Here is a 15,813-nt window from a genome sequence, read left to right as displayed (position 1 = left end):
GTTTTGAACGAGATGTTTATCGTTCAGGCAAAACAACAAAACAGCGGTCATACTTGATGTATGGCCGCTGTTTTTTGTGAAGCATGGGCGGGAAACAGCCGTTCAAAACCCGACTTATCCCTAATTTGCGCGCCCTTTAGGGCGGCTTCTTTTATGCAATTCGATTACAGTTTCTTTTCAAAGCAGACTGCGTCGGCTTCGCTGTCGTAAGGCGGGTATTTTTCCCGCAGAGCGTATCCGTTCCTCAGGTAGAAGCCGATGGCGTGGGCGTTTCCCTCGCGGCATTCCAGAATAAGCCGGGCGTAACCGAGTCCGCGCGCGCGTTCCTCCACCGCGCGCATAAGCGCCGCGCCGGCGCCGACGTGATTGTTCCGCGCGTAAACGCGCTGGACTTCGCCGGTATCGCCGTCGAACCTGCGGACGCCCGCGCAGCAGACGGGCGTTTCGCCGTCGTAGCCGACGAGGAAAAACGCTTTTTCGCGTCCGAAATCGTCGAGGCGGATATGCGCCGTACCGTTATGCCCGAGTATGCTCATCAGCGTGTCGTTCAACTCGTTCAAAAGCATACGGGCGTCAGGCGAATCGGCGTCGGTTTTTACAAAAGAAAAACTCATGCGGGTCCCCTTCTCTGTAACAGTTCGGTTCGCGCGCCGCTGTCAGTCGACGTTGATCTTTTTGAGATAGAGCTTCCCGCCTATCCACGCGAGCAGCGCGCTGAGCGCGACGTAGTATGCGGTCAGCGTTGAGCCGATTTTCCAGAAAGACGTCGAAAACGGAGAACCTCCTTCGGTGAATATGGCTTTTATCGCGGGATCGGCTATTCCCAGCAGATATACCAGCGGCAACGCCGCAAGACCTGCGCATACGTATATCGCCGCGGCGAAAAGCACCGACTTCAGCGTGCGCGATCCGTCGAAAGAATAACCGATAATCGTGCCGACGATGCCGCAAAACAGAAGGAATATCATTTCCATAAGCAGCGTCGTCGCGATAAGCACCGCGGTCGCCGCGCCCGCCGCCGTCGAGAAAGCCGCTTTAACGCCGTCAATAAAATCGGCGTTGATAAATAGCAGCAACGCGCACAGCGCGGCAAATATTACGCTGACGGTCACAGCGACAGCGGATGAAATCAGATGCGAACGGTAAAGCTTCGCGCGCGGCAGAGGCAGGGTGTGATACAGATACGATTCGTCCTTATACGACGTATGAGTGAAGCGGACCCAGCAGCGGATAAGCATATTTATCACGGTCGACACCGCCATCGAGATCGCGATTCCGAAAAAGAGCCGGTTGATAAAAAGTCCTACCGCCGAATCCGTGACCGGATCGGTCAGGCGGCATATGATAACGGATACCGCCGCGAACGCCGCGTAGTACGCGGGGAGCTTCACGTCCCAGAGAAGATGGCGCTTGATCAGGTTTTTCATCATTTTACCGTCCTCCTGAAAATCTCGTCTATCGAGGCGTTCTCCCTCTCGCGCAGCTCGTCGGCGGCGCCGGAGAGCGCGACGACGCCGTCCCGGATAATCACGACCTCGTCGAGGATACGCTCGACCTCAGCGATCATGTGAGTGGAAATTATCAAGCTCGCGCCGTCGCGGAAATTCGACAGGATCGTGTCGAGTATCGTTTCGCGCGTCGCGGGATCGACGCCGCCGAGCGGCTCGTCAAGAATATAGAGGTCGGCTTCCCTGCTCATCACCAGGATAAGCTGCAGCTTTTCCTGCATACCCTTGCTCATTTTGCGTATGCGCATTTCCTCTTTCAGATCGAGCTCTCGCAGAAGCTGACGCGCGCGGTCCGCGTTGAAGTCGGCGTAGAACTCGCCGAAAAAGCGCAGCGCGCCGGATATCTTCATATCGCGGTCGAGGTAGGTGCGCTCGGGCAGATACGATATGCGCGCCTTGCTCTTCTCCCCGATCGGCTCGCCGCAGAAGAGTATCCTGCCCTCGTCCGGCGTGAGCAGATCGTTCATCAGCTTGAAAAGCGTCGATTTGCCGGCGCCGTTCTTCCCGAGCAGCCCGACGATGCGGTCGGGACGGATGGAGAGATCCACTCCCTTCAGCACCTCGTTCGTTCCGTAGCGTTTCTTTACGCCTTCGCAGGTTATCCAATCCATTTTATCTGTTCTCCTCCCAGAACTGTCGTATTTCTTCGTCGGTCATTCCGATGCCTTTTAACTCGCGCCGCAGACGTTCGAGACTTTCACGCGCAAGCTTTTCCTTTTCGCAGCGGATATGCGTCTCGTCGAGGGTGACGAATTTGCCGTTCGTGCGCTCCGTGAAAAGCAGGCCGTCTTCCTCCAGCTCGCCGAGCGCGCGCTGAACGGTGTTCGGATTGACCTTCGCCCGCACCGCGAGCTCGCGCACCGACGGCAGACGGCTGCCCGGCGGCAGCTCGCCCGAAACTATCCCGATGCGAATCCGCTGCACAAGCTGCATATATATCGGCCGTTCGTTGTCGAATTCAAACTCCACGCGCTCACTTCCCTTCCGTCTTCGCTCGGGCGGCCTGCCCGCGCTTCACTGTATTACTTAACTAACACAATGATACAACCGTATCCTTGATTTGTCAAGCGTTTTTTTCAAATCCGTTCCACTCGCAAAAACTTTTTTTAATTTAAAAGAAGCTTCAAGGTTCATTCAATCTTTGCCGGTATAATCATAATCAGAAAACAGGAGAGCGGTACGCCGCTTCCCGTTTATAGAAGACAGGCGGACGGTTCAAAAACGCTTGCGGCGGCACGATCCGCGCCGTCTTATCACAAGGAGGTAATAAATATGAAAAACAACAAACGCACGGGTAATCGTTTCAAGAGGATCGCGGCATTGCTGCTCATCCTCGCCATGACGGCCGTTTTCGCGCTCGTTTCGGGCTGCGGCTCGGAATCCGAAACGGCGGCCGACGGAAACGCGGCGGCGGAATTCACGCTTCCGGACGTTGAAGCGCCCGCCGCGTCGCTCGCCGAGGCGACGGTATACGACGTTTCCGACGCGACGGGCTTCGTATTCTCCGATTCGGAGATAACGGTGACTGATGGCGCCTACGACGGATACAAGGTCGAAGGCACGTCGCTGTCGATAACCGCCGCCGGCACCTACGTCGTTTCCGGCTCCTGCTCCAACGGCACGATCGTAGTCAAGAAGAACGTCACCGGAGTCACGCTCGTGCTGAGCGGGCTCGACCTCTCCGCCTCCGCGACCGCGCCAGTCACCTGCAACAAGGGCAGCGAGGCGCGCATCATCGCCGCGGAAGGCACGGTCAACAACCTGGCGGACGACGAATTCAACAACGACGACGTCTACACCGACGAAACGCTCTATCCCGACATAGAGAACGCCGTCATCAAATGCAAGGACGGCTCGAACGTCACCATATGCGGCTCCGGAACGATAAACGTCACCGCGAACGGCAAAAACGGCGTCAAGGGCGGCTATGACCTCTACGAAGAAGACGAAGAGGGCAACGCTACCGACAAGCTGATTTCGGAAGCTTCGCTGACCGTTAAAGAGGTAACGCTCAACATCACCGCGATGGCGGGCGACGGACTGAAATCCGACAAGCTGCTGAACGTCCTCTCCGGCAATATCACAGTCGCCGCGGCCTCTGACGGAGTCAAATCCGACTACGTCATGAACATCGGCACGAAGGGCGTCGACGGCCCGACGATAACCGTTACGAAGGCGGAGGAAGGCGTCGAGGCGGCAACGATCAACGTCTGGTCCGGCAGCGTAAACGTCAGCGCGTCCGAAGACGGCATCAACGCCGCTAATTCCGATCTTGAAAACTACGCCTACAGTTACAACCAGTTCGGCGGCAGCGTCGTCGTCGACGTTACGGGCGGCGACGGCATCGATTCCAACGGCACGACCTACCTGCTGGGCGGCACGCTCGAGGTATACGCACCCTCGCAGGGCGACGGCGACCCGCTCGATTCCGACAGCGTCACCTATTTCGGCGGCGCGACCGTTCTCGCGGTAGGCCATACCGGAATGGCGCAGAGATACAACGCCTCGACTCCCTACGCCGAATTCAGCGGCAGCGGACTCGTCGCCGCCGGCGGCGAGATCAGGATAACCGCCGCGGACGGCAGCGTCCTCTATACCGCGAAAGCGGTGCGCGACGCAAGCAGCGTCCTCTTCACAAGTCCGGATCTGACCTCCGGCGAGACGTATACGCTCAACGGCGGCGCGACCGCGGCGGCGGGATACTCCTCCTCCAACGGCGGAGGTCGCGGCGGCTTCGGCGGCGGACAGCGCCCCGACGGAAACAAAGGCGAACGCCCCGACGGCGGACAAACCTCCGACGGTGAAAAACGCGAGCATCCGGACGGCGGACAGCGCCCCGACGGAAGCGGAACGGAATTCCGCGGCAACGGCGAGACGCCTCCCGAGCTTCCCGACGGCGAAACGCCTCCCGAGCTCCCCAACGGCGAAACGCCCCCCAGCCCTCCCGACGGCGAAGCCCTGCCGGACTTTCCCGATGAAGGAACACACGCTTGACGATAGTTTTCCCTCCCGGCTTCGGCGCGGTATCAGCCGAAGCAAAAGCAGCGCCCGAAGGCAATTGCCTTCGGGCGCTGCGCGTTATGTGCAATTATCAGTTATCGAGGAAGTCCTTGAGCTTCTTGGAGCCGCATTATGCGAGACCTGCGGCGATGCGGAGTATGGCGAGCGCGTCGGAAACTGTTATCCTGCCGTCGAAATCGAGGTCGCCTTCAATGAGCGCGGCTTCGTCCGCCTCGGCAAGCTTCGCCGCGATACGCAGCGCGGAGAGCGCGTCGGAAACGGTTACAGTCCCGTCGCCGTCGAAATCTCCGATCGTGCCGATCAGCTCGAAGTTATAGCCGAAGTATTCAGCTATCCGGTGCGCGAATGAGTGCGCGCACACCTTCAGCGTGGCGCGGGTGGAATATCCGAACGGATACGCGGAATCCGCCTTGACGCTCGCGGGTACTGTAACGCTCTCGAGCGAATTGCAGCCGGCAAAAGCGTAATACATGATCGCTTCCAGTCTATCCGGCAGGTCAACGCTCTTCAGGTTGACGCAATCGGCGAACGCCTCCCGCCCTATACGCTTCAAGCTATCCGGCAGGGTGACGCTGACAAGGTTTTTGCAATTTGCAAACGCTTTGTCGGCGATGGTCACGACCCCGTCCGGGAGGGTGATCTCCGTCAGCCCTTCGCAGCCCATGAACGCGCCGGGACCTATCGACTTGACGCTGCCGTCGGAAGGGATAACGCTCGCGTCGCAGCCGAGGACGATCTGCTTGCCCTCTTTGATAAGGCAATCGCCTTCCAGCTTGAAGATCTCGTTGTCCTCCGCTAAAGAGACGGCTTCGAGATGTCTGCCGAGCGCGCCATACCCTATTTCCGTCAGACTCGCGGGGAGCGAGATCGACTCGACGGAGCCGGCGGTGAAATACGCGAACGCGTTGACGCCGAGAGAGGTAACGCCCTCTTCGACGACTATGCTCGTCACGGGAAGCTCGACCCACGGCGGCATATCATCCGGCGAATTCGCGTAATAATCCGTCATCGCGCCCTCGCCGCCGACGGTGAGCACGCCGTTATCAAAAGTCCACGTCAGACCGTCGCCGCATGAGCCGCTTTCCGCGGCGGCGGCAGGCAAGGCGGCGATACCGAGCAGCATTACCGCCGCTGTAATCAAAGAGATCGTTTTTGCAAACCTTTTCATAAAAGCATACCTCCTTTTTAATCAAAGCGCTCTATATACAAGTATATATATAATTTGTCAAGAGGTATCTCAGGATTCTTAACGCTATCCTTAATGCCAAGATTATTATATCACATATCGCACGGGAAAACAAGTCAACAAATCGGGCAAAGCTGAATTGATTGTAAAGCAAAACACACCGGCTTTTCCGGTGTGTTTTGCGTTTATTCTGTAATAATCTATCGCCATCCGTGGAAAAGCGGGATCAGTTATCGAGGAAGTCCTTAAGCTTCTTGGAGCGCATCGGGTGGCGGAGCTTGCGGAGGGCTTTCGCCTCGATCTGTCTGATGCGTTCGCGGGTGACGCCGAACTCGTCGCCGACCTCTTCAAGCGTGCGCGGTCTGCCGTCAACGAGGCCGAAGCGCAGGCGCAGCACCTTCTCCTCTCTGGGAGTCAGCGTGAAGAGCACCTCGGAGATGGTCTCCTTGAGAAGCTCGCGGGAGGCGGCGTCGGCGGGCGCGGGGGCGTCCTCGTCCGGGATGAAGTCGCCGAGGTGGCTGTCCTCCTCCTTGCCGATAGGCGTTTCGAGGGAGACCGGCTCCTGCGCGATCTTCATTATTTCGTGTATCTTTTCGACCGACATGCCCGCTTCCTCGGCGATCTCGTTGGCGGTCGGCGTTCTGCCGAGCTCCTGAACGAGCTGGCGCTCGATGCGGACGATCTTGTTTATCGTTTCGACCATGTGGACGGGGATGCGGATGATCCTCGCCTGGTCGGCGATGGCTCTGGTTATCGCCTGGCGGATCCACCACGTCGCGTAGGTGGAGAACTTATAGCCCTTGGTGTAGTCGAACTTTTCGACGGCGCGGATAAGACCGAGGTTGCCCTCCTGGATAAGATCGAGGAATAGCATTCCGCGGCCGACGTAGCGCTTCGCGATGCTGACGACGAGGCGGAGGTTGGCTTCGGAAAGCTTTTTGCGCGCTTCGATATCGCCGTTCTGCATCTTTATCGCGAGCTCGACCTCTTCGTCCGCGCTGAGCAGCGGGACGCGGCCGATTTCTTTCAGATACATCTTGACGGGGTCGTCGTTGGTGGCGGCTTCGGCAAGCGCCTCTTCCTTCTTATCCTCGTCGTAGTCGTCGAGGATGTCTTTGTCGAGGTCCTTATCGGGATCGAGGTCGTCGATGGAGTCGTCGAGCTGTATGTCTTCGATGACTTCTATGCCCGCCTCTTCAAACGCCTCATACATCCTCTCGATCTGATCGACGTCGAGATCGGAGTCGTCGAGCACGTCCATTATCTCTTTGCTGGTCAGGGAACCCTTTGCCTTTCCGTATTCGATAAGCTCTTTTACAATATTCTTTTTCTCGCTCATGATTCTTCCATCCCTTTCATTCTGCTTCCGGCTTGCGCTGACCGCCCTTGCCGAGCCCCGCTATGTAGTCTTTCAGCTCCTCGGGCGACATTTCCTTGATAGTGTCTCGCGTCAGCTTGCCTTTTTCTTCTTTCAACACCGATATCGCTTTTTTAAGCGCCGCCGTGTCATACGGCTCCTTATCGGCGTCGAGCATTATGCGCGTCACCGCGCTCATCTCCGTGACGGGATCGAAATCCGCGTTGAAGTCCGACAGACCAGGCGTTCTTCCGTCTGAAACGACGCTGACAATACAATCAAATATCCTGCGGTCAAACTCCGTGACGAAATCGGAATCCGTCATTTCGGTTTTAACGATATCGTAAGCCGAGGGGTTCGCATACAGACAGCGCAGTATTTCTTCTTCCGCTCGTGCGGCCCTCAGATTAGCGCGTTTTTCGGGATTCGCTTTATCGTCGGAACCGAATGAAGCGCGTATGCGCTGCTTCTGTTCCTTGACGAGTTCGCGCTTGCCCGTTTGCTTGCGGCGGCTCTCGATCTCGCTTAATACCGTCCGCTTATCGACGGAGGTCTGCTCCGCGACGCGCGACGCGTATATCTCGCGCTTCAGCTGGTTATCCTCCGCCGCGATGACGTCAACGGCGGCGTTGATGTAACGCACCTTGCCGTCCGCTTTCGTTATGTCGTTGTCTCTTTTTAAAAGATCGAGCCGGTAATCAACGTAGCTCCCCGAGCCGTAAAGCAGCTCGCCGAAGGCGTCTGCGCCGTAACGGCGTATGAATTCGTCCGGGTCCTTCGCCCCCTTGTAGTCGAGGACGTTTATGGAAATGCCCGTCGGCTTGAAAAGCTCTATCGCCTTTGACGTGGCGGTCCTGCCGGCTCCGTCGGAGTCGTAGGCGATGGTGACTTCGTCGAAATAGCGCGCAAGAAGCCGCGCCTGATCCGCGGTTATCGCGGTGCCGCAGGTCGCTACGGCGCCGGTGAATCCCGCTTCGTGCAGCGACACGGTATCGAGATAGCCCTCGGTAAGTATAAGCTTGTCCGCGCCTTTGGCGAAGTTCAGCGCGAACACCGTCTGCCCCTTGCGGTAGACCGGCGTATTCGACGAGTTGATATACTTGCGCGGGTCATCGTCTCCGACGCGCCTGCCGCCGAAGGCGACGACTCTGCCGGTTATGTCGATTATCGGGAAGATCACGCGGTCGCGGAAAACGTCGTAGCAGCCGCCCTTCTTGCCCTTCGAAGCAAGGAACGCGGAGATCATTTCATCTTCCCTGTAGCCCTTTGATTTAAGGTGGTTCGTCAGCGCGTCCCAACTGTCCGGCGCGTAGCCGATGCCGAAATGCGTTATCGTCTTCTTTTTAAGTCCTCGCCTGCGGAGGTATTCCATTCCGCGCGCTCCGGCTTCGGAAACGAGCGTCTCATGGAAGAACCTCGCGGCGTCCTTGTTCATCGCGAGCACGCGGGCGCGAAGGCGCGCCGCCTTCTCCTCTTCCTCGTTCTGCTCGAGGCGTACTCCCGCGCGGTCGGCGAGCAGCTTGACAGCCTCGGGATATTCGAGCGATTCCTCGCGCATGACGAAGGTTATCACGTCGCCGCCCGCGCCGCAGCCGAAACAGTAAAACGACTGCGTATCGCTGAAAACGGTAAACGACGGCGTCTTTTCGCTGTGAAACGGGCACAGACCGACGAACCTGCTGCCGTTCGGCTTCAGGGTGACATAGCGTGAAATTGTCTCCTCTATCGGGCATCGTTCCTTGATGCTCCGCAGGACGTCGTCCGTTATCCTCATAGCCCTTTCCTTAATCACTTATAGCTCTTCGGGATGTAAATATCCTCAAATACGCTGATAAGATAGGTATCCGTCATGCCCGCTATGTAGTCGCATACGACGCGTTCGACGCCGTCGGACTCGATGTAGTTTTTGTAACCGCCCGGGAGCTTATCCGGATTCTTGCAGAAATACTCGTAAAGACGGATTATCGCGGCTTTCGCCTTCTTTTCCTCGCCCTTTGCGAGCGGGTTGTAATAGACCTTTTCGTAAAGAAGCGTGTGGAGCTCGTCGTAAAGCTTCTTTATTTCCGGCTCCATAGTGATTATTTCGCTGTTCTCGCTTGCTCGGACGAGCGAGCAGATCATCGTGGTGATCCTGCCGGAATGCGACCTGCCGAGCCCTTCGAGAATATCGGCGGGGATGTCGCCGGGTTTGAGGATCCCTGCGGTCTCCGCGTCGTCGATGTCGTGGTTCATATACGCGATGTGGTCGGCGTAGCGGACGACCTGCCCTTCAAGCGTCGCGGCGAGCGGGTCGCAGGTGTGGCGGAGGATGCCGTCGCGCACTTCGTAAGTCAGGTTCAGTCCCTGCCTGTTGCGCTCGAGCACGTCCACGACGCGCAGCGAATGCTCGTAATGCTTAAAGCCGGTCGGTGATACCTCGTTCAGCGCCGCTTCGCCGGAGTGGCCGAAGGGAGTGTGGCCGAGGTCGTGGCCGAGGGATATCGCTTCCGTAAGGTCTTCGTTGAGGCGGAGCGCGCGCGCGATGGTGCGCGCGATCTGCGCTACCTCAAGCGTATGCGTCAGGCGGGTGCGGAAATGGTCGCCCTCCGGCGCGAGAAAGACCTGCGTCTTGTGCTTGAGGCGGCGGAATGACTTGCAGTGGATGATCCTGTCGCGATCGCGCTGAAAATCGGTGCGCAGCGGGCAGGGATCTATCGGCTTCCGCCTCCCCTTCGTGTCGCGGCTCTTGACGGCGCGGGGCGAAAGGAACTCGTATTCAAAGTCTTCGTATGCAACTCTCGGGTCCATATCATTCCTCCGCGCTAAAGCGCGACGAATTCGGCGGAGTCGGAAACCTCGGTTTCCGCCGTGCCGTTTGTCGCTTCCGTGACGGAGGCGACGTATTTCTCAACGTCCTCGCTCCTGACCAGGCAGGCGAGGGCGACTTTGTCGCTGTAATCGACGCCGTCGAGCTTGCCGGCGGCTTCCGCGAGCAGAGAAACTCTGCCGTGGTAGGAGTATTCATAGCGGGAGCGGACTCTGCGGCACTCGGTCATCGTGACCTTCTTCGCCGCCGCTACCGCTTCCGCCGCCGCCTTCGTGTAGGCGCGGACGAGCCCGGGCGCGCCGAGCAGTATGCCGCCGAAGTAGCGGGTGACGGTGACGACGACGTCGGTAAGTCCGGCGTTTTTCAGCACCTCGAGACAGGGCATCCCGCCCGTCCCCTGCGGCTCGCCGTCGTCGGAATAGCGGACGGCGCTTCCGCCGGAGGCGATATACGCGAAGACGTTGTGGCGCGCGTCGCGTTCAAGCGCGCGGACACGCGAAACGAACGCTGCGGCTTCCCTTTCGTCCGCGGCGTGAGCTATTCTGCCTATGAATTCGGAGCGCTTCTCGGTGTGGCGGGCTTCCGCTTCTTCAAAAACGGTCATATACTCCATACCGGCACCCCTATGCGAAAACGCAATTATTTTTACTATGCCCGAAAAGCACAAGCCGTATTGAGCTTGTGCTTCGAGAACTCGTTGTATTCTTCAATAGGTCGGCTTGATAAACTATCGGCATATCCTCCCGTAATAATTTACGTCGGAGCGATGCTGAACAGTCTTATTTGTTGTTATTAAGGCCGAACTTCTTGTTGAACTTATCAACACGTCCGCCGGTGTCGACCAGCTTCTGCTTGCCGGAGTAGAAGGGATGGCACTTTGAGCAGATGTCAACGCGCAGGTCCTTCTTGGTGGAGGAAGTCTCGATGACTTCTCCGCAGGCGCACTTGATGGTCGTCGGCTGATAGTTAGGATGGATTCCTTCCTTCATTGCACAAAACCTCTTTTCCTTGGCTGATCGGCGTAAAGTACGATCAGTTCTTAATCAGCAAGAGTCATTATACTATATGGTTCTCATAAATGCAAGTGTTTTTTTCAAAAAAACGCGTTTTTTTTGAAAGCGTCCCGAAAGCCGCTAAACGAGCCGTTCCCGCGCGAGTCCGACGGCGCAGCGGAGCGCGGAAAGCGCGTCCGCGACGGTGATCCTGCCGTCGCCGTCGAAGTCGCCGGCGGATGCCTGCTCCTCCGAAGGCGCGAGCAGTCCGGCCGCGATGCGAAGCGCGAGCAGCGCGTCGCTGACGGTGACTTTTCCGTCGCCGTCAAGCTCACCGAGCTTGACCGGAGCTTCGCCGTACCAGCAGACCTCGAGCTCCGCGATCTGCATACGCCTTCTGTTCTGATTGTAGGGGTTGCCGCGGAACTTCGCGCCCTCGAACTTCACGTATTGCGCCTCGATGCCGTCGAAGTCGACGGTGAAGAAGTCGGTCGGGCGATCAAAGCCGGTTTCTTCGCGAACGACGTACCAGCTTTCGCCGTCGTCGCTGACGCTGACGGTGAAGTCCTCGGGTATGCCGAAGCCCGCGTCGTCGCCGATGACGCGCGGATAGATCACGAGCTGGTTTATCGCCTTCGGCTCGCCGAGGTTGACGTATACCCACTCGCTCCTGCCGCCGCTGACGTTTTTCGACGACCAGCCCTCGTTTTCACCCGGGCGCGTGTCGCGAACGCCGTCGTTGACGAAGCGCTGGCGCAACGCGGCGTCGTTGACATAAGCCGTGGAGACGACGGTGCGGCAGCCGAGTGCGTAGTTCTCGCTGAACGGCAGCGAGGTCGGCGCGAAGCGGACGTTCAGCTCCGCGTCGGCGTCCATCGTCAGCGTAAGAGCGCTTTCGCGCGAGCCGAGCGTGCCGTCGAAGCCGGCGAAGCAGTAAGCGCGCGCGGGTATCGCCTCTACCGTCACCTGCGTTCCGGCGGCGAAGCTTTCTTCATACGGCAGCGCGACCGGCGTTCCGTTGACCTCCGCCCCGCCGTTTTCCGTTTCGTTTATCTTCAGCGTGAAGCTGTCGCCGGACGGCTTCGGCGCGGCGTATGAGCCGACGCTCCATTCGCCCGGGCCCGCCTCAAAATAGACGTGGCTGTAATCATCGTAAGCGTAGGTTATACCCACGGCGCCGGTATTCGCAACGCCGTTGTTCCATATCGTCACGCCGCCGGAAACGACCGCGGTCGCGCCCTCGGCGCGCGGAACGGCGAGTAGCGCGGCGCTGCCCTCCGGCACGTTGACGGTCATAGTGAAGCCGCCGTCATTCTTCTCGGCCTCCACCTCGATCAGACCCTTGACGGACGGGATCCCGGCATTGACCTTCGTTATCCGCCCGCCGAGCTGCGGCTTGACGATGAACTTTTCGTAACCCGCCTCAAGCGGACGCACGCCCGCGGCGTAGCCGGAAAGCGAAACGAGTCCGCCGCCCGCCCAGCCGTGGTTCGCGCTGCCGTCGGTCCACCGCTCCGGCAGAGTCGGATTCGGCGACGTAACGGCGTCGTAATAGCTCTCCTTCATCCGCTGTTCCGCGGCGTCCGGATAGCCCATGATATAAAGCGCCTCGATGCAGTACTTGACCATATACGGACTGGCGAACTTATTATTCAGCAGTATGTCGCGCAGCGCCGGGAACTTATCGGGCGAAACGAGACCCGCGAAGACCGCGAGCGCCTGCGCTCTGTCGTCGGCGGGACCGGCGTAGGTCGAGGAGCGGTATTCGCTCCCGTTCCAGAAGAGGCGGTCGAACTTCGACGCCATGACGCCGCGGACGCCGGAGTAATACTCCGCGGTCTCCGCGTCGCCGAGGGCGGTCGCAAAATCGACGACGGTCTTCACGCCGATATACGCCCAGATATTCAGGCATAGGTCCGTGTCTACGTTGTTACCCCAGTCCACCCAGCTCAAATGCTGCGTATTAGTGCCGTTGCGGCGCTCGAAGGGAACGGTGAACGAGGTCCTGTCAAGTCTGAAAAGCGAGATATACTTCAGCAGCGCGGGGTACGCCTTCTCAAGCGTGAGGCGGTCGCCCGAATAGAGATAGTACTGAAACCACGACATCACGCCCGCGAGCGACTGTCCCGGCAGCTCCGCCCATTCGTTGTAGCGGAGCGACGCCGGCGCGGTGGAGGAAATTACCCCCTCCTCGTTCTGCCAGTTTATGCGGACGGAGATATCCTTGCGGAGCGCATCGAAAACGCGCTCGTCGAGCGTGTAGTACGCGATCTGCGCCTCGTTGACCATGTCGCCGAGCCACGGCGCGCGCTCGGAGTCCGGGCAGTCCATGAACGTGTCGCGAACGTTGACGTAGACGGTATCCGCCGCCTTGCGCCAGAGCGTGTCGTAGAAGTCGTCGTTGCAGTCGAAGTAACCGACTTCCTCGGCGTTGTAGCCGGAGCGGCGGTAGCCGAGCTCAACGACCTCCACGCCGGAGGGTACCGCGAAATCCGCGTACCACCAGTTTATCCACGCGGGCGACTCGTATTCCTGCTCGACGGCTTCGCCGTTTTCGCCGCCCTTCGTCACGTAGGTAACGGAGTATCTGCCGGCGTTCGGGCAGGAGACCTTTATCGTTTTGCCCGCCGGCGCGATCACTTTAAGATACGCGCCGAAGTGTATGTTCGTCGGGAAAAGCACGCGGTATCCGCCGCTTATCTGCTGAATGTGCTCAGTATCGGTGACGGGATAGCTTTCGCGGTCCCACACCTTCCACTCGGGTATCGGACGCGGCCACAGCTCGTTCCACGGCTTATCGCCCGCCGCGCCGACCTCGGCGGCGTTCTCCCAGCCGGACGCGTCGAACTCCGGCTTGTAAAAACCGTCGAAGCCCTGCCGCGCGTCGTAGACGATATGGAACTCCTGCGCGTGGACGTTTACGCGGCTCGACGGCTGATAACCCATATGCCTGCTGACCTTCCAGCTCGAATCGGAGACGACGAGCTCGCCGCCCATCCGCGACTCGAACAGGAACGCGCCCTTGCCGCTGCCGACGTGGGAGTGCCCCTCGTTGCCGTAATACCACACGAGCGCGGCGATGACGTTTTCGCCTTCGCGCAGGTAGGGCGTGAGCACGACCTCGTCGCAGTAGGTCGCGACCTCAGTCACCATTTCGTCAAGGTCGGGCTGTTCGTCGCTCCCCTGCGGGTAGATGTCTTTTTTCAAAAGCGCGGCGCCGCGCTTGAGCTGCCCTTCGTAGACGGCGAGCTCGCCGTTTATCCAGAGCCAGTACTTCGTATCTGCGGCGATCTTCGCGGTTATTTCGCCCTCAAGGTCGGAGGCGGTCAGCGTCATGTCTTTGCGGAACGCCATCCAGCGATTCGCCGCGCCGTCGTCGGAGGGCGACCATATCCACTTCGCCGAGAAGGCATAGTCGCTCCTGCCGAAAGCGTCTTCGCCGCGCGCGACTATCGCCCGCGCGTTGTTCGCGGAAAAATCCGGCCCGTCCGCGAGCGCGAAGGAAGCGGACGGAAGCGTTCCCGCCAGCAACGTCAGCGCGAGCGCGAAGGCGCATATGCGTTTTGTTATCGCGGCGTGTTTCATGGCCGTACCCTCCGGAAATTGCTTGCGGATATATTTTAACACGCTTCCGGCGTTCCGTCAATACGGACGGAGCGCGCTTTTGCATAATATATATGAATAAAAATGTCAAAAACGGCAAAAAAACTCTTGACAAACGCGCGGCGGCAGTGTAAAATAGCACTTGCCGCGTGTTGAGGGCGTGTTTTGTCACGCACAAAGGCGTTTCGCCTGCCCCCGAACAGCGAGTCCTAATGAAAGAGAGGCTTTGTAATGTACGCTATTATCGTTACGGGCGGAAAACAGTACAAGGTTGAAAAGGGAGATCAGATCTACATCGAGAAGCTCGACGCAGCCGAAGGCGAAGAGGTAACCTTCGATCAGGTTCTTTACGTCGGAGACGGCAAGAAGAGCAAGGTCGGCACCCCCACCGTCGCGGGCGCGACCGTCACCGCTTCCGTTCTGAAGAACGGCAAGGGCAAGAAGGTCACCATCCTGAAGTATAAGCCCAAGAAGGATTCCCGCAAAAAGCAGGGTCACAGACAGCCCTATACGAAGGTCGAGATAACCGCCGTTTCCGCCGCCGCCAAGAAAGCGGAGAAGACGGAAGAAGCCGCCGAGTAATGATCGCCGCGGTTTTCAGCAGATCCGGCGGGAAATACGTCGGGTTTGAGATCAGCGGACATTCGGGGCTTGCCGACGCCGGCAGCGACGTGCTCTGCGCAGCGGTTTCGGCAGCAACTGAGCTCGCCGCCAACCTCGCCGGAGGCGAGGCGAAGGTCGACGAAAAAACCGCGAAGGTCACGGTCCGTATCCCCTCCCCCGACGAAAACAGCGAGCGCGTGATACGCGCGCTGCGCGATCAGCTCAAGGGCTATTCGGAAGAATATCCGAAGAACATCAGAATCACAGAACAGGAGTGTGTGTTATGATCAGATTAGGAATACAGTTTTTCGCTCATAAAAAGGGAATGGGCTCCACCAAGAACGGCAGAGATTCCCACTCCAAGCGTCTCGGCGCGAAGCGCGGCGACGGTCAGTACGTCCTCGCCGGCAACATCCTCGTCCGCCAGAGAGGCACCAAGATCCATCCCGGCGTGAACGTCGGCAGAGGTTCCGACGATACCCTTTTCGCCATGATCAGCGGCAAGGTCAAGTTTGAGCGCGTCGGTAAGGACAAGAAGCAGGTCAGCGTCTACGAGGCGTAATTGCTTTGAGTTGAAACCAAAGCGGGGCAGACTTTTCGTCTGCCCCGCTTTTTGTTATGCGGTTTTGCATTGTGAGGCGGCGCGGGCGATTGATAATCGCCCCTACGGGACGCCGCTGCGCGGCTGCACCTCATCCGTCTTGCCGCCTTCCCCTCAAGGTGAATGCTTGTTTGCG

Annotated in this window: 15 protein-coding genes; 4 read left to right on the top strand and 11 right to left on the bottom strand. The window is 58.7% G+C overall.

Translation table 11 applies throughout. The features are described 5' to 3' along the window. Positions 1–164 precede the first annotated feature (164 nt). Genes IJL83_03380 through IJL83_03365 form a run of 4 tightly spaced genes read right to left on the bottom strand, consistent with a single transcriptional unit; the run spans position 165 to position 2,477 of the window. Positions 165–614 carry a GNAT family N-acetyltransferase gene (locus IJL83_03380; protein MBQ6552640.1) on the bottom strand — a complete coding sequence of 150 codons (450 nt, stop codon included), beginning with the start codon at positions 612–614 and terminating at the stop codon, positions 165–167. A gap of 42 nt (positions 615–656) precedes the next feature. Then, positions 657–1,430 carry a hypothetical protein gene (locus IJL83_03375; GenBank protein ID MBQ6552639.1) on the bottom strand — a complete coding sequence of 258 codons (774 nt, stop codon included), beginning with the start codon at positions 1,428–1,430 and terminating at the stop codon, positions 657–659. Further along, the gene (locus IJL83_03370) at positions 1,427–2,119 is read right to left on the bottom strand and encodes an ABC transporter ATP-binding protein (protein ID MBQ6552638.1); all 693 of its coding nucleotides are present in this window, start codon (positions 2,117–2,119) and stop codon (positions 1,427–1,429) included. Before IJL83_03370 ends, IJL83_03375 begins: the two co-directional genes overlap by 4 nt. Before the next feature lies 1 nt (position 2,120). Beyond that, positions 2,121–2,477 (bottom strand): GntR family transcriptional regulator, encoded by a 357-nt coding sequence (locus tag IJL83_03365; protein ID MBQ6552637.1) that lies wholly within the window; start codon positions 2,475–2,477, stop codon positions 2,121–2,123. 303 nt (positions 2,478–2,780) lie between these two features. Here IJL83_03365 and IJL83_03360 point away from each other — a divergent pair, with 303 nt between their 5' ends. Next, positions 2,781–4,502, top strand: coding sequence for a carbohydrate-binding domain-containing protein (locus tag IJL83_03360; GenBank protein MBQ6552636.1), 1,722 nt, complete (start codon positions 2,781–2,783; stop codon positions 4,500–4,502). A gap of 136 nt (positions 4,503–4,638) precedes the next feature. Here IJL83_03360 and IJL83_03355 read toward each other — a convergent pair whose 3' ends face one another. From IJL83_03355 to IJL83_03325, 7 genes are all read right to left on the bottom strand, one after another. After that, positions 4,639–5,697, bottom strand: a complete 1,059-nt coding sequence (locus IJL83_03355) for a leucine-rich repeat protein (GenBank protein ID MBQ6552635.1) — start codon at positions 5,695–5,697, stop codon at positions 4,639–4,641. A gap of 244 nt (positions 5,698–5,941) precedes the next feature. Next, positions 5,942–7,054: an RNA polymerase sigma factor RpoD gene (gene rpoD, locus IJL83_03350; GenBank protein ID MBQ6552634.1), complete on the bottom strand. Its 1,113-nt coding sequence runs from the start codon at positions 7,052–7,054 to the stop codon at positions 5,942–5,944. A gap of 16 nt (positions 7,055–7,070) precedes the next feature. Continuing rightward, a complete protein-coding gene (locus tag IJL83_03345) occupies positions 7,071–8,846 on the bottom strand; it encodes a DNA primase (protein MBQ6552633.1) in 1,776 nt (591 codons plus the stop codon). A 14-nt stretch (positions 8,847–8,860) separates the two neighbouring features. Next, positions 8,861–9,859: a deoxyguanosinetriphosphate triphosphohydrolase gene (locus tag IJL83_03340; protein ID MBQ6552632.1), complete on the bottom strand. Its 999-nt coding sequence runs from the start codon at positions 9,857–9,859 to the stop codon at positions 8,861–8,863. A gap of 14 nt (positions 9,860–9,873) precedes the next feature. Continuing rightward, entirely contained in the window at positions 9,874–10,491 is a 618-nt protein-coding gene (locus IJL83_03335; GenBank protein ID MBQ6552631.1) for a YigZ family protein, read from the bottom strand. 166 nt (positions 10,492–10,657) lie between these two features. Continuing rightward, complete coding sequence (rpmE, locus tag IJL83_03330; GenBank protein ID MBQ6552630.1) at positions 10,658–10,867, bottom strand: 50S ribosomal protein L31; 210 nt, start codon at positions 10,865–10,867, stop codon at positions 10,658–10,660. Between the two features lie 144 nt (positions 10,868–11,011). Further along, positions 11,012–14,455 (bottom strand): discoidin domain-containing protein, encoded by a 3,444-nt coding sequence (locus IJL83_03325; GenBank protein ID MBQ6552629.1) that lies wholly within the window; start codon positions 14,453–14,455, stop codon positions 11,012–11,014. Between the two features lie 249 nt (positions 14,456–14,704). Here IJL83_03325 and rplU point away from each other — a divergent pair, with 249 nt between their 5' ends. The 3 genes from rplU to rpmA are packed head-to-tail and all read left to right on the top strand — an operon-like array spanning position 14,705 to position 15,638. After that, the gene (rplU, locus tag IJL83_03320; protein MBQ6552628.1) at positions 14,705–15,055 is read left to right on the top strand and encodes a 50S ribosomal protein L21; all 351 of its coding nucleotides are present in this window, start codon (positions 14,705–14,707) and stop codon (positions 15,053–15,055) included. After that, a complete protein-coding gene (locus IJL83_03315; GenBank protein ID MBQ6552627.1) occupies positions 15,055–15,363 on the top strand; it encodes a ribosomal-processing cysteine protease Prp in 309 nt (102 codons plus the stop codon). Before rplU ends, IJL83_03315 begins: the two co-directional genes overlap by 1 nt. Then, complete coding sequence (gene rpmA / locus IJL83_03310; GenBank protein MBQ6552626.1) at positions 15,360–15,638, top strand: 50S ribosomal protein L27; 279 nt, start codon at positions 15,360–15,362, stop codon at positions 15,636–15,638. The genes IJL83_03315 and rpmA overlap by 4 nt, the downstream gene beginning before the upstream one ends. The last annotated feature ends 175 nt before the right edge of the window (positions 15,639–15,813 follow it).

The organism is Clostridia bacterium (assembly GCA_017438525.1).
GTDB lineage: Bacteria > Bacillota > Clostridia > Oscillospirales > RGIG8002 > RGIG8002.
This window is presented reverse-complemented; position numbering and strand designations above follow the sequence as displayed.

Coding starts and splice junctions, on each gene's coding strand:
- IJL83_03380 (MBQ6552640.1), bottom strand. CDS start 614: ATGAGTTTTTCTTTTGTAAAAACCGACGCCGATTCGCCTGACGCCCGT.
- IJL83_03375 (MBQ6552639.1), bottom strand. CDS start 1,430: ATGATGAAAAACCTGATCAAGCGCCATCTTCTCTGGGACGTGAAGCTC.
- IJL83_03370 (MBQ6552638.1), bottom strand. CDS start 2,119: ATGGATTGGATAACCTGCGAAGGCGTAAAGAAACGCTACGGAACGAAC.
- IJL83_03360 (MBQ6552636.1), top strand. CDS start 2,781: ATGAAAAACAACAAACGCACGGGTAATCGTTTCAAGAGGATCGCGGCA.
- IJL83_03355 (MBQ6552635.1), bottom strand. CDS start 5,697: ATGAAAAGGTTTGCAAAAACGATCTCTTTGATTACAGCGGCGGTAATG.
- rpoD (MBQ6552634.1), bottom strand. CDS start 7,054: ATGAGCGAGAAAAAGAATATTGTAAAAGAGCTTATCGAATACGGAAAG.
- IJL83_03345 (MBQ6552633.1), bottom strand. CDS start 8,846: ATGAGGATAACGGACGACGTCCTGCGGAGCATCAAGGAACGATGCCCG.
- IJL83_03340 (MBQ6552632.1), bottom strand. CDS start 9,859: ATGGACCCGAGAGTTGCATACGAAGACTTTGAATACGAGTTCCTTTCG.
- IJL83_03335 (MBQ6552631.1), bottom strand. CDS start 10,491: ATGGAGTATATGACCGTTTTTGAAGAAGCGGAAGCCCGCCACACCGAG.
- rpmE (MBQ6552630.1), bottom strand. CDS start 10,867: ATGAAGGAAGGAATCCATCCTAACTATCAGCCGACGACCATCAAGTGC.
- IJL83_03325 (MBQ6552629.1), bottom strand. CDS start 14,455: ATGAAACACGCCGCGATAACAAAACGCATATGCGCCTTCGCGCTCGCG.
- rplU (MBQ6552628.1), top strand. CDS start 14,705: ATGTACGCTATTATCGTTACGGGCGGAAAACAGTACAAGGTTGAAAAG.
- IJL83_03315 (MBQ6552627.1), top strand. CDS start 15,055: ATGATCGCCGCGGTTTTCAGCAGATCCGGCGGGAAATACGTCGGGTTT.
- rpmA (MBQ6552626.1), top strand. CDS start 15,360: ATGATCAGATTAGGAATACAGTTTTTCGCTCATAAAAAGGGAATGGGC.